This window comes from Bradyrhizobium sp. WSM3983 (genome assembly GCF_000473045.1).
Lineage (GTDB): Bacteria > Pseudomonadota > Alphaproteobacteria > Rhizobiales > Xanthobacteraceae > Bradyrhizobium.
Map to the genome: position 1 here is coordinate 26,306 of NZ_AXAY01000008.1, position 13,760 is coordinate 40,065.

Genomic DNA, 13,760 nt, shown 5'->3' on the forward strand with positions numbered 1-13,760 from the left:
GCGCCACAAGATGGGTGGCGATAATGAACTCTTCAAGACTACATCACGCGCAATGCTCAAGAGAGTGCCCTGGCCGGATGGCGGGTTGACAGGGCGGGAGGGCCGGACGCTCGCGGAGCCTGGTGCACGTCGGCCCAAGCTTGGCGATGAAGGAGCGGCGCTCGCCACCCTCCCCTGGAGGGGGAGGGTCGGCTCGCATTGAGCGCAAGCGAAATGTGAGACGGGGTGGGGTGACGGTCTCTTGGCATCGAACACCGCCCGTTTGGAGAGATCACCCCACCCCGCTCGCGCTGCGCGCGATCGACCCTCCCCCTCCAGGGGAGGGTGAGAAAACCCGGCGTCTTCGCACATGACGGACGCGGCCGGCTCGGCTAGATTACCCCTTACAAAACAAGACGAATCGTCCGGGAGGACAGGCGTGCATCAGGGACGTGTCGTTTACGGCGCGATCGAGGAGGTCGTATTCGGCCATCCGGCGACTGAAGCCATCGTCGCGCAGATGGATCGGCTGGGAACCCAGCGCGCCTTCCTGATGGTCTCAGGCACGCTCAACCGGCAGACCGACGAAATCGCAAAAATCGTCCAGGCGCTGGGCCCGCGCTGCGCCGGACTGTTCGATGCGATGCCGGCACACACGCCGCGCGAGGCGGTGATCGCGGCAACCAATGCGGCGCGTGAGGCCGGCGCCGATTTGATCGTTACCGTGGGCGGCGGCTCGATCACCGACGGAGCCAAGGCGGTGCAGCTTTGCCTCGCCAATGGCATCGACGAAATCGGCGGCATCGACCGCATCCGTGTGCACAAGGGCGTCGCGCCGGAGATGACCGCGCCGACGGTGCGCCAGATCAGCGTGCCGACCACGATTGCCGGCGGCGAGTTCTCATCCATCGCAGGCGTCACCGACCGCAACACGCATGTGAAGCAGATGCTGCGGCATCCGCTCACCGTGCCGCGCGCGACCATCCTCGATCCCGCCATCACCGTGCACACGCCGGAATGGCTGTTTCTCTCCACCGGCGTCCGCGCCATCGACCATTGCGTCGAGGCGATCTGCTCGCGCGAAACGCACCCTTATGCCGACGCGCAATCGGTGAAGGGCCTCGCCATGCTCGCCGATGCGCTGCCGCGGGTGAAGGCCGATCCCACCGATCTCGACGCGCGGATGGATGCCCAGATCGGCACCTGGCTGTCGATGGGCGCGCTTGCGGCCGGCGTGCCGATGGGCGCGAGCCACGGCATCGGCTATGTGCTGGGCGCGGCCTTCGACGTGCCGCATGGCTACACCTCGTGCATCATGCTGCCGGCGGTGATGCGTTGGAACGCGAGCGCCAATGCCGAGCGGCAGATGATCGTCGCCGCGGCCATGGGTTTTCCCGGTCACAACGCCGCCGACGTGCTCGATGCCTTCATCCGCTCGCTCGGCATGCCGCGCAGCCTCACTGAGGTGCGCGTCTCGCCTGAGCATTTCGACGCCATCGCCGAACAGGCGATGCGCACGAACTGGATCCCGCGCAATCCGCGCAAGATCGAGAGCCCAGCACAAGTGCGCGAAATCCTGCTTCTCGCCGCGTGATTTTCAAGCCGGAGGACTGATGTATCCAGGTCAGCATGCTCGTCTACGCCCGCTGCAACCCGCCTTCATCATGGCAGCGACGGGCGAGGCCGTCACCTATCGCGAGCTCGATGCGCGCAGCAACCGGCTGGCACACCTGTTTCGCAAGCACGGATTGAGGCGGCTCGATCACTACTCGATCTTCATGGAGAACAATTCCCGCTATCTCGAAGCCTGCGGTGCCGGCGAGCGATCCGGGCTGTATTACACCTGCATCAACTCCTTCCTTACCGCGGGCGAGCTCGCTTATCTCCTCACCAATAGCCAGTCCAAGATCCTGATCACGTCCGTTGCAAAACTCGACATCGCACGCGAGGCAATCCAGACCTGTCCCGACGTCAAGCTCTGCATCGTCGCCGACGGCCTCGGCGAGAGCGACCGCATTGTCGGGCTTGCGGAGGTGACGGCAAATCTGCCGAAAACCCCCATTGCGGATGAGTGGCTCGGCACCTCCATGCTCTATTCGTCGGGTACGACAGGGCGCCCCAAGGGCATTCTTCGGCCGCTGCCGCAGGAGCCGCCGAAGCACAATCTGCCGTTGTTCGATTTTTTGGCAAGGCTTTGGCACTACCGCGAGGGCATGGTCTATCTGTCGCCGGCGCCGCTCTATCACTCGGCGCCGCAGGCTGCGGTCAATCTCACCATCCGGATGGGCGGCACCGTCATCATCATGGAAACATTCGATCCCGAGCGTTACCTCCAGCTCGTCGAGCAATGGGGCATCACCCATAGCCAGCTGGTGCCGACGATGTTCTCGCGCATGCTGAAGCTGCCGGAGGAGGTGCGTAGCCGCTACGACCTGTCATCGCTCGAGATCGCGATCCATGCCGCCGCGCCCTGCCCGGCGCTGGTCAAGGACGACATCATCAAATGGTGGGGGCCGGTCATCCACGAATATTACGGCGCCACCGAAGGCCTCGGCTTCACCGCCTGCAACAGCGAGGAATGGCTTAGCCACCGCGGCACCGTCGGCAAGGTGCTGCTCGGCGACCTCCACATTCTCGACGAGAACATGCAGCCGTGCCCGACCGGCACGCCCGGCCAGGTCTGGTTCAAGACGGGATCGCCGTTCGAATATTTCAACGACCCGGAGAAGACCAAGGAAGCGCGCTCGCCCGACGGCAGCATGAGCACTGTCGGTGACGTCGGCTATGTCGACGACGACCGCTTCCTCTATCTCACCGATCGCGCCACCTTCATGATCATCTCAGGTGGTGTGAACATCTATCCGCAGGAATGCGAAAACCTGCTGATTACCCATCCGAAAGTCGCGGATGCCGCCGTGTTCGGCGTGCCCAATGCCGATCTCGGCGAGGAGGTGAAGGCGGTGGTGCAGCCGATGCCGGGTGTGATGCCGGGCGATGCGCTGGCGGAAGAGCTGATCGCCTTCTGCGCGGCGTCGCTGTCGCGGCAGAAGGTGCCGCGCTCGGTCGATTTCGAGAAGGAATTGCCGCGGCTGCCGACGGGAAAACTCTACAAGCGGCTGCTACGGGACCGGTACTGGGGCAACAAGACGTCACGGATCGTGTGAGAGCAATCTCGCGCCGCACACTCGGTGTCGCCCCGGCGGAGGCCGGGACCCATAACCACAGGGAGAAATTTGGCGAAGATTCGACGTTCGGTACTCCTACCTGTTGTGATAGATAGATCACGCGGTATGGGTCCCGGCCTTCGCCGGGACGACCGTGTACCTTGGGTACTCTCACATTGTGAGAGAGTAACCCTGCGGCCTTCCGTCATCCGAATTGTCGAGACGGCACGCGCCCTTGCCAGTTGCCTCCCTCTGCGCGCGTCGGCTATCGTCCGGTCAAACAGGCCACAAATGGCCCAAAAGACCAATGTCCAGGGAGGACCGAGGATGCGGAGCGTGTGGGCGCTCGCCGCGACGGCGGTGCTATCTTTGCTGGCGTTTTCGAGCACAACATTCGCCGGCGAGCCCAAACAGGGCGGTATCCTGCGGATGTATCACCGCGACAGCCCGGCGAACGCGTCGATCCTCGAGGGAGCGACCTACTCGGTCAACGTGCCCTTCATGGGGGTGTTCAACAATCTCGTCATCTATGATCAGCACATCGCGCAGAACAGTCCCGATACCCTCAGGCCTGAGCTGGCCGAAAGCTGGTCGTGGAGCGACGACAACAAGAAACTGACGTTCAAACTCCGCCAGGGCGTCAAATGGCATGACGGCAAGCCGTTCACGTCGGCCGACGTGAAGTGCACGTTCGATCTCCTGATGGGCAAATCGCAGCAGAAGCTGCGGCAAAATCCGCGCAAGGCCTGGTACAGCGAAGTCAACGACGTCACGCCCAACGGCGATTTCGAGGTCTCCTTCGACCTGAAGCGGCCGCAACCCTCACTGCTGGCGATGCTCGCTTCCGGCTATACGCCGATCTATCCTTGTCACGTCTCTCCAGCGGACATGCGCACCCATCCGATCGGGACCGGCCCGTTCAAATTCGTCGAGTTCAAGGCCAACGAGTCGATCAAGCTGACTCGCAATCCTGACTATTGGCGGAAGGGCCGGCCCTATCTCGACGGCATCGAGTACACGATCATCACGAACCGCTCGACCGCGATTCTCGCCTTTGTCGCCGGAAAGTTCGACATGACCTTCCCGACGCACATCACCATCCCACTCCTGAAGGACATCAAATCGCAGGCGCCGAACGCGGTCTGCGTCGTCGAGCCGACCAACGTCTCGACCAATATCATCATCAATTCGGCCTCGCCGCCGTTCGACAACATCGATATCCGCCGGGCGATGGCAATGGCGCTCGACCGCAAGGCCTTCGTCGACATCCTGTTCGAAGGCCAGGCCGACATCGGCGGCACCATGCTGCCGCCGCCGCAGGGCATCTGGGGCATGCCCAAGGACAAGCTTGAAACCATTCCGGGCTACGGCCCGGACGTGAACGCAAACCGGGAGGACGCGAGGAAGCTGATGCAGAAGGCGGGCTACGGCCCCGGCAAGCATCTCGCGGTGAAGGTTTCGACGCGCAATCTCGCGGAATATCGCGATCCCGCGGTGATCCTGATCGACCAGCTCAAGAGCATCTATGTCGACGGCGAGCTCGACGTCGTGGAAACCGCGAATTGGTTCCCGAAAGTCGCGCGCAAGGACTACATGCTCGGCCTGAATTTGACGGGTAATTCCGTCGACGATCCCGACCAGTCTTTCTACGAGAACTATTCCTGCGGCTCGGAACGGAACTACACCAACTACTGCAACAAGGAGATCGAGAAGCTGTTCGACGTACAGTCGCAGGAGATCGACATCAACAAGCGCAAGCAACTGGTCTGGGACATCGACAAGAAGCTGCAGGAGGATGTCGCCCGTCCGATCATTTTCCATGCGCGGGCCGGCACCTGCTGGCAGCCCTATGTCAAGGGGATCACGATCATGTCGAACAGCTCCTATAACGGCTTTCGCTACGAGGACGTGTGGCTCGACAAGTAGCATGCCAGGCTGAGGAGATTTTTTGAGCATGATCTTGTCGGAAAACCGCCACGCACTTTGCGCTAACGCGGCCCTCCGGGTCCGGATCATGCTCTAGCGGCTCGCGGAGGGCGAAAGATGTTTGCCTATCTGGTGCGGCGCCTGTTCCTGATGCTCGTGACCCTGTTCGGGATCTCGGTCGTCATCTTCTTCCTGCTGCGCATCGTGCCCGGCAACATCGTCGACATCCTGTTCGCCGCGGCCGGTTATGTCGATCCCGCCGACAAGGTCGATCTCGAGAAGCAGCTCGGCATTGATCAGCCGCTGGTGATGCAATATCTGCACTGGATCAGCGGCCTGCTGCACGGCGATCTCGGTTACTCCTATGTGTCGGAGAAGCCCGCGCTTCAGGAGATCCTGCCGCGGATTCCAATCACCGCGCGGCTCGCCGGTCTCGCGCTGCTGTTCTCGGCGTCGATCGGCATTCCGCTCGGCGTCATCAGCGCGGTCAAGCAGGGTACGCGGCTCGACTACGCGCTGCGCGTGGTGAGCCTGAGCGGATTGTCACTGCCCTCGTTCTGGCTCGGCCTGCTGATCCTCACCGCGTCGGTGGCGATGTTCGGCCAGATACCGATCTTCAATCCCAACCCGGCCACGTGGCTCGAGGCGTTTGCGACCTACGCCGTGCCGGCCGCCGCCGTCGGCTTCCGCAGCGCGGCGCTGACCATGCGCATCACGCGCTCCTCGATGCTGGAGGTGCTGCGGCAGGACTATATCCGCACCGCGCGTGCCAAGGGCGCCTCCGATGCCGCCGTGAACTATCATCACGCACTGAAGAACGCGATCCTGCCCGTCATCACCGTGATCGGCATCGAGGCGGCGTTCCTGATCGGTGGGCTCATTGTCACCGAGACCGTGTTCAACATCCCCGGCGTCGCGCGCTTCCTGGTCGAGGCGATCCGCTGGCGGGATTATCCGATCGTGCAGAACCTCGTGATGCTGATTGCCGTCGTGGTGGTGAGCGCAAATTTCATCGTCGACATGCTCTACGCCGTGTTCGATCCACGCATCCGGTACACGGACTAGGAGAGGCGCTTGGCCGCAATCGACTTTGACGTTGAACTGAGGCGGGCTGGCGCGCATGCAACCGGCGGCTGGCGGCGCGTGCTGTTTTTGGCGCAGCGGCACGTGCTGGGTGCGGCCGGTCTCGCCATCATGACGCTGTTCGTGCTGACGGCGATTTTTGCCGACTTCATCGCGCGGTATGACCCGCTGACCGTCGATTCCGCCCACGCGCTGATGCGGCCGAGCTTGGTGCACTGGATGGGCACGGACTCCTTCGGCCGTGATGTCTTCAGCCGCATCATCCACGGCGCGCGGATTTCGCTCGCGGTCGGCATCGGCTCGACCGCGCTCGGCGGCTCGATCGGCGTGATCGTCGGTCTCACCTCGGGCTATCTCTCCGGCTGGGTCGATCTCGTGTTCCAGCGCGTCTCGGACATCCTGCAGGCGCTGCCGCTGCTGGTGCTAGCCTTGATCATGACGGCCGCACTCGGTCCGTCGCTGCCGAATGTCATCCTTGCGATTGCCATTCCGCTGATCCCGACCGTCTCTCGCGTGACCCGCGCCAACACGCTGGCGCTGCGCGAGCAGCCGTTCGTGGAAGCGGCGAAGTCGATCGGCATGAGCGAAGTCCGCATCGCGCTGCGCCACGTGCTGCCGAACACGCTCGCGCCGCTGATCGTGCTCGCCACCGCCCAGCTCGGCTCGACCATCCTCACCGAGGCTTCCCTCTCCTTCCTCGGCCTCGGCATCCCCGAGCCCTATCCGTCATGGGGCCGCATGCTCTCCGAGTCCGCCGCCGAATATGTTCGCACCGCGCCGTGGCTGGTGATCTTCCCGGGCATCGCAATCAGCCTCGCCGTGTTCGGCGCAAACCTGTTCGGCGACGCCCTGCGCGACATCCTCGATCCCCGGCAGCGCGCCTGATGGCAGACAAATCCGATCTCGTGCTCGAAGTGAAGAACCTGAAAACGGTGTTCTTCACCAATTCGGGCCTGTTCAAAGCGGTCGACGACGTCTCCTTCACCGTGAGCCGCGGCGAGACGCTTGCCATCGTCGGTGAATCCGGCTGCGGCAAGAGCGTCACCGCGCTGTCGTTGATGAGGCTGGTGCCTGATCCGCCCGGGCGCATCGTTGACGGCTCCATCTCGCTCGAAGGCACCGATCTGCTGGCGCTGAACGAAGCTGAGATGCGCAAGATCCGGGGCAACCGCATCTCCATGATCTTCCAGGAGCCGATGACCTCGCTTAATCCGGTGATGCGGATCGGCGACCAGATCGTCGAGGCGGTGCGGCTGCACCGCAATCTGTCGACCAAGGAGGCCCAGAACATCGCGATCGAGATGCTGCGGCTGGTACGCATCCCCGAGCCGGCGCGGCGCGCGCGCGAATATCCGCACCAGCTCTCCGGTGGCATGCGCCAGCGCGCGATGATCGCGATGGCGCTGGCTTGCCGGCCGGCGCTGCTGATCGCGGACGAGCCGACCACCGCGCTCGACGTCACCATCCAGGCGCAGATCCTGGCGCTGATCCTCGATCTTCAGAAGGAGCTGGGCACCGGCCTTGTCCTGATTACGCATGATCTCGGCGTCGTCGCGCAGACCGCGCAGCGGGTGATCGTGATGTATGCGGGACGGAAGGTCGAAGAAGCCAGCGTCGAGGCGCTGTTCGCGGCGCCAAAACACCCTTACACGCGCGGACTGATGGCCTCGATTCCGGCCGTGCCCGCATCCGGCGTCGCCGCACAGGCGCGGCTGAACGAAATTCCCGGCATGGTGCCGTCGCTGGTGCGGCTGCCGAAAGGCTGCGCCTTCGCGCCGCGCTGCAAGCTCGCGATCAAGCGCTGCGAGGAATATCCGCCGCTGGCGGACTGGGGCGGCGGCCATCTCGCGGCGTGCTGGCGCGCGGCTGAAGTGGCGGAGGTGGCATGACCGAGGCGTTGCTCGAAGTCACTGACCTCAAGAAGCACTATCCGGTGCGCGCCGGCGTGCTGCGCCGGCAGGTCGGCACCGTGCATTCGGTCGACGGCGTCTCGTTCTCGCTTGGTGCGGGCGAGACGCTAGGCCTTGTCGGCGAATCCGGCTGTGGCAAGTCGACGGTGGCGCGCAGCGTCTTGCGGCTGGTCGAGCCGACCTCGGGCCGGATCCGCCTCGACGGCGAGGACATCACGCATCTGTCCAAGTCGGCGCTGCGCCGGCACCGCCGTTCGATGCAGATCGTGTTCCAGGATCCCTTTGCCTCGCTCAATCCGCGCATGACGGCGGGCGATATCGTTGGCGAGCCGATCGCGGTCCATGGACTCGCGACCGGCAACGCGCTGGAGGCGCGCGTCGCAAAGCTGTTCGAGCAGGTGGGATTGCGCCCCGACCAGATGCGCAACTTTCCGCACCAATTCTCCGGCGGCCAGCGTCAGCGCATCTGCATCGCGCGGGCGCTTGCGCTGGAGCCGCGCCTGATCGTCTGCGATGAGCCGGTGTCCGCGCTCGACGTCTCGATCCAGGCGCAGGCGATCAACCTGCTGATCGACCTGCAACGGCAGCACGGCTTCTCCTATCTTTTCATCGCGCACGACCTCGCCGTGGTCGCGCATATCAGCCACCGCGTCGCCGTGATGTATCTCGGCCGCATCGTCGAGATTGCGGACAAGGACGAGCTATTCAGGAATCCGCGCCATCCCTACACGCAGGCCCTGCTCGCCTCGGTGCCGATCGCCAATCCGCTGGCGAAGAAGCTCGCACCGCTGGTCGACGGCGACGTGCCAAGCCCGGTCAATCCGCCGCCCGGCTGCGCGTTTCACACCCGCTGCCGGTTTGCGATGGAGCGGTGCAAGACAGAGCGGCCGGTGCTGATGGATGCAGGCGACAGACATCAGGTGGCGTGCTTGCTCAATGACGGAACGGGGCGGGGCCAGTAGAATTGTAGGTCGGTTAGCGAAGCGTAACCCACCAAGGCCTGCTTCACGGGAGAGAGAAGTGGTGGGTTACGCTTCGCTAACCCACCCTGTACGAGAGTGCGCGCGCCGCGCTACCCTGCCCCGATCTCCGCCACGATCGTGCCTGTCGTGACCTGCTCGCCCTCGGCGACGTCGATCGCCGAAACCACGCCGTCGATGCCGGCCTTGTGGACGTGCTCCATCTTCATCGCTTCCAGTGTCATCACCGGCTGGCCGGCGGTGACGCGGTCGCCCGGCTTGACCAGGACGGCGACGACGCGGCCGTTCATGGCAGCGCGGACCTTGCCGTCGCCGCCATTACTTGCTGCGGCCCTCGATGCGGCGAGCGTGAGATCGGTGACCGCGAGCGGGCTGCCGCGGTGCTGGAGATAGAGCCTGTCGCCGTCGCGCAGGAATTTTGCGCGGTCCATCACGCCGTCGTGGCGGAAGCGGATGACGTCGGGATCGAGCTGGTCGATCTCGAACTTGTCATGACGACCTTCGGTGGCGACGGTGTAGCTGCCATCGCGCTCGCGGGTGACTTCGAGCTCGAGCGTGTGGCCTGCGATCTCAATTTTCGCTGGTAGCGGGAACGTTGCGGACAGGCTCCGGCCACTCCGCCATGCCGGCGCGCGCGGATTTGTGACGTAGAGCAACAGGCCAACCAGCGCCGTATCAAATGCAGCGTCCCCGCGCGGCGCCAGCAGATCGTCGCGATGCGCGCCGATGAACGCCGTCGTCGCCTCGCCCCTGGCAAAGCCGGGATGGCGCAAACACGACATCAGGAACGCCTGATTGGTGGTCACGCCAAGCGCGGTGAGCTGCTCCAGGCCAATGATCAGCCGCCCCCTCGCCTCCTCCCGCGTCGCGCCGTGGCTGATCACCTTGGCGATCATGGAATCGTAGAACGGCGGAATCTCCGAGCCGGATTGCAGCGCGTGCTCGACGCGGATACCCTCCGGCACCTGCCAACGCGCCATGCGGCCGGATTGCGGCATGAAGTCACGCGCAGCATCTTCCGAGCAGAGCCGCACCTCGATGGCATGACCGGAGAACGTGATGTCCTGTTGCTTCACCGGCAATGCCTCGCCGCGCGCGACGCGCAGTTGCAGCTCGACCAGATCGAGCCCGGTGATTGCTTCGGTGACAGGATGCTCGACCTGGAGACGCGTGTTCATCTCCATGAAGTAGAACTCGCCGCCGGCGTCGAGCAGAAATTCCAGCGTGCCGGCGCCCTCGTATCGCAACGCCTTCACGGCCGCGACCGCGACCTCGCCCATTTTCGCTCGCAGCTCCGGCGTCACCGCGGGCGATGGCGCCTCCTCGATCAGCTTCTGGTGCCGCCGCTGCACCGAGCAGTCGCGCTCACCGAGATGGATGGCGTTGCCATGGCTGTCACCGAACACCTGGATTTCGATGTGCCGGGGATTCTGAATGGCGCGCTCGAGAATGACGGTGGGATCGCCGAACGCAGCTTTCGCCTCCGACCGCGCGCTGCGCAGGGCATCGGTGAAGGATGCGGCGTCGGTCACGAGCCGCATGCCGCGGCCGCCACCACCGGCAACCGCCTTGATCATCACGGGGAAGCCGATCTTTTTGGCTTCCGCAAGCATGACCTCATCGCCCTGGTCAGTGCCCTGATAGCCAGGCACGCAGGGCACGCCAGCCTTCTTCATGATCTCCTTGGCGCCGGCTTTGTTGCCCATCGCCTCGATCGCCTGCGGCGACGGGCCGATAAAGACGAGACCGGCATCCTTGCACGCCTGCGCGAACTCTTCGTTCTCGGCGAGGAAGCCGTAGCCGGGATGTACGGCGTCCGCGCCGCTCGCCTTGGCCGCCGCGATGATCGCGGGAATGTTGAGATAGGATTTTGCCGGCAAGGCTTCACCGATCCGCACCGCCTGATCGGCCTGTTGCACATGGAGCGCGTCGCGATCCGCATCCGAATAGACCGCGACGACGCCAAGGCCGAGCTTTCGTGCACTCCGCATCACGCGCAGCGCGATCTCGCCGCGATTGGCGACCAAAACCTTGAAGAACGGCCGGTGCTGCACTGATCCGTTCCTCATGGGCGGCCCACCGAGAATTGCATGCGCTGGGGCGTGCGCGCATCGCCCTCGCGGCAGATCGCGAGCACCTCGGAGAGCACCCCGCGGGTATCGCGCGGATCGATCACGCCGTCGTCGAGCACGCGCGCGCTGGTCGAGAACACGTCCATCTGGCCGTCGAACACGCCGATGATCTCAGCCTTCATCGCATTCAGCTTGTCCTTCTCGATCGGCTTGCCGCGGCGCGCGGCGGCGGCTTCCGTCACGATCGCCATGGTCTCGGCGGCCTGCTCGCCGCCCATCACGGCGGTCTTGGCATTCGGCCAGGAGAAGCAGAACCGCGGATGGAAGCCGCGGCCGCACATGCCGTAATTGCCGGCGCCGAACGAGGCGCCGCAATAGATGGTGATCTGCGGCACCGTCGCCGACGTCACCGCCTGAATCATCTTCGAGCCGTGCTTGATCATGCCGGCTTCTTCGTAGGCTCGGCCGACCATGTAGCCGGTGGTGTTGTTGAGGTAGAGGATCGGCGTGCGGGTCTGGCAGCAGGCCTGGATGAAATGCGTCGCCTTGTTGGCGCCGGCGGGATCGAGCGGACCGTTATTGGTGATGATGCCGATCGCCTGTCCCTCGATGCGGGCATGGCCGCACACGGTGGCCGGACCGTAGTTCGGCGCCATCTCGGTGAAATCGGAGTCGTCGAGAATGCGCGCAATCACCTGCTTCATGTCGACCGGGCGTTTGTGGTCCATCGGCATGATGCCGAGCAGCTCGTCCTGGTCGTAGCGCGGTGGCTTGAATTGCGGAGCCGCCCTGCCCGGACGCTCCCATTCCAGCGCGGCCATGATCTCGCGCGCGATGCGCAGGGCATCGCGATCGTCCTCGGCGAGATAGTCGCCGAGGCCGGAGATTTGCGTATGCATCTCGGCGCCGCCGAGCTCTTCCTCGGTCGCGATCTCGCCGGTTGCGGCCTTCAGCAGCGGCGGCCCGGCAAGGAAGGCGCGGGTACGGCCGCGGACCATGACGATGTAATCAGACAGGCCGGTCTGGTAGGCACCGCCCGCAGTAGACGAGCCGTGCGTCACCGTGACGACCGGCAGCCCCGCCGCGGAGAGTCGCGCAAGATTGCGAAAAATGTTGCCGCCGCGGACAAAGTCCTCGACGCGATAACGCAGCAGATTGGCGCCGGCGCTCTCGACGAGCTGCACGTAGGGCAGCTTGTTCTCCAGCGCAAGCTCCTGCACCCGCAGCGTCTTGTCGAGGCCGTAGGGCTGCAGCGCACCGGCATCAATGCCGGAATCACTGGCGCTGACCATGCAACGAATGCCGGAGACGAAGCCGATGCCCGCGATGACGCCGCCACCGGGCACGCTCTTGTTCGCATCGGGCACGTCGAACATGTGGCCGGCGAGCGTCGACAGCTCGATGAAGGGCGCGCCGGGATCGAGCACCAGCGCGACGCGCTCGCGCGGCAGCAGTTGGCCGCGCTTGTGGAAGCGATCCTTTGCCGCGGCGGATGCCGCACGCGTGCGTTCTTCCAGGGCGCGCATGCGGTCAATCAGCGCGAGCATGCCGTCGCGGTTGGCGTGGTAGGCCGCGCTGCCGGGGGAGATGGTGTTTTCGAGAATGGACACAGTTTACTCCGTCATTCCGGGGCGATGCGTAGCATCGAACCCGGAATCTCGAGGTTCCCAGGTGCGCAAGCGCGCACCATAGTTCACGCTTCGCGTGACCCGGAACGACGTTCAGCGATTCGTCCCAAAGATCTTCCGCGCTTCGGCGGGGCTGGCGATCTCGCGGCCGGCACGGCGGGCGCAGGCGGCGATGGCCTCGATCAGCTGGCCATTCGACGTGACCTTCTTGCCATCGGCGAGATAAAAGGCGTCCTCCAGCCCGGTGCGCAGATGACCGCCGAGCTCGGCGCAGCGCTGATGCAGCGGCCAGATATCTTCGCGGCCGATGGCGGTGACCTGAAAATGCGCTTCGGGGCGCTTCAGCTTGATCAGGATCGGCAGAAGCTCGGGATCCGAAGGCATGCCGGAGGCGACGCCCATGACGAAATTGTACTCGAGCGGGCCCTTGTACATGCCGACCTGATGGTACATGCCGACGCAGCGGACGATGCCGACATCGAAACATTCGAACTCAGGGATGGTGCCGACCGAATTCATGGCGTCAAGATAGTCCTTCACCTTCTCGACCGCGTTGTCGAACATCATCGGCGGCCAGGCCCAGGTATTGTCGGCCTTCACCTTCAGATAATTCAGCGAGCCGGCGTTGCAGGCGGCGATCTCCGGTTTGGTCTCGCGGATGCAATCCAGCGCGCCGCTGTAGTTCGGCCCTGAGACGCCCGAGGTGTGGTTGATGATGACGCCCGGGCAGGTTTCGCGGATCGCCTGCTGGATCTCCTTGCTGACACTGACGTCCCAGGACGGCAGATGCCCCTTGTTCGGCGCCTGCTGGCGCAGATGGATATGCATGACGGAGGCGCCGGCATCGAACGCAGCCTTGGCCTCGCGCGCCATTTGCTCGGGCGTGACCGGCACGTTGTGCTGCTTCGGGTCGGTGAGCACGCCGTTCAGGGCGCAGGTGATGACGGCCTTGTCGCTCATACCACTTGTGTCTCGCACGTTGAGAATTCAACGCCTGCGATCATGTGATGCGCGACAT

10 protein-coding genes are annotated in these 13,760 nt (G+C 64.3%); 7 read left to right on the forward strand and 3 right to left on the reverse strand.

The window, feature by feature from the left end; translation table 11 throughout:
* Positions 1-418: 418 nt before the first annotated feature.
* The 7 genes from YUA_RS0114620 to YUA_RS0114650 all read left to right on the forward strand — a co-directional run bounded on the left by YUA_RS0114620 (position 419) and on the right by YUA_RS0114650 (position 9,024).
* Complete coding sequence (locus YUA_RS0114620; RefSeq protein WP_027531372.1) at positions 419-1,573, forward strand: iron-containing alcohol dehydrogenase; 1,155 nt, start codon at positions 419-421, stop codon at positions 1,571-1,573.
* Positions 1,574-1,592: 19 nt separating this feature from the next.
* Positions 1,593-3,143: an AMP-binding protein gene (locus tag YUA_RS0114625; protein ID WP_027531373.1), complete on the forward strand. Its 1,551-nt coding sequence runs from the start codon at positions 1,593-1,595 to the stop codon at positions 3,141-3,143.
* Positions 3,144-3,470: 327 nt separating this feature from the next.
* Positions 3,471-5,069, forward strand: a complete 1,599-nt coding sequence (locus tag YUA_RS0114630; RefSeq protein ID WP_027531374.1) for an ABC transporter substrate-binding protein — start codon at positions 3,471-3,473, stop codon at positions 5,067-5,069.
* 117 nt (positions 5,070-5,186) lie between these two features.
* Positions 5,187-6,134, forward strand: coding sequence for an ABC transporter permease (locus YUA_RS0114635; protein ID WP_027531375.1), 948 nt, complete (start codon positions 5,187-5,189; stop codon positions 6,132-6,134).
* A 9-nt stretch (positions 6,135-6,143) separates the two neighbouring features.
* On the forward strand, positions 6,144-7,037 hold the full coding sequence (locus YUA_RS0114640; RefSeq protein ID WP_027531376.1) for an ABC transporter permease: 894 nt from the start codon (positions 6,144-6,146) through the stop codon (positions 7,035-7,037).
* Entirely contained in the window at positions 7,037-8,041 is a 1,005-nt protein-coding gene (locus tag YUA_RS0114645) for an ABC transporter ATP-binding protein (protein WP_027531377.1), read from the forward strand. The genes YUA_RS0114640 and YUA_RS0114645 overlap by 1 nt, the downstream gene beginning before the upstream one ends.
* Positions 8,038-9,024: an ABC transporter ATP-binding protein gene (locus tag YUA_RS0114650; protein ID WP_027531378.1), complete on the forward strand. Its 987-nt coding sequence runs from the start codon at positions 8,038-8,040 to the stop codon at positions 9,022-9,024. The genes YUA_RS0114645 and YUA_RS0114650 overlap by 4 nt, the downstream gene beginning before the upstream one ends.
* Before the next feature lie 110 nt (positions 9,025-9,134).
* On the opposite strand, the gene YUA_RS0114655 is transcribed toward YUA_RS0114650, so the two are convergent.
* The 3 genes from YUA_RS0114655 to YUA_RS0114665 form a co-directional block, all read right to left on the reverse strand.
* Positions 9,135-11,111, reverse strand: a complete 1,977-nt coding sequence (locus tag YUA_RS0114655; protein ID WP_027531379.1) for an acetyl-CoA carboxylase biotin carboxylase subunit — start codon at positions 11,109-11,111, stop codon at positions 9,135-9,137.
* Positions 11,108-12,724, reverse strand: coding sequence for an acyl-CoA carboxylase subunit beta (locus YUA_RS0114660; RefSeq protein WP_027531380.1), 1,617 nt, complete (start codon positions 12,722-12,724; stop codon positions 11,108-11,110). Before YUA_RS0114660 ends, YUA_RS0114655 begins: the two co-directional genes overlap by 4 nt.
* A gap of 111 nt (positions 12,725-12,835) precedes the next feature.
* Positions 12,836-13,702, reverse strand: a complete 867-nt coding sequence (locus YUA_RS0114665) for a 3-keto-5-aminohexanoate cleavage protein (RefSeq protein WP_027531381.1) — start codon at positions 13,700-13,702, stop codon at positions 12,836-12,838.
* Positions 13,703-13,760 lie beyond the last annotated feature (58 nt).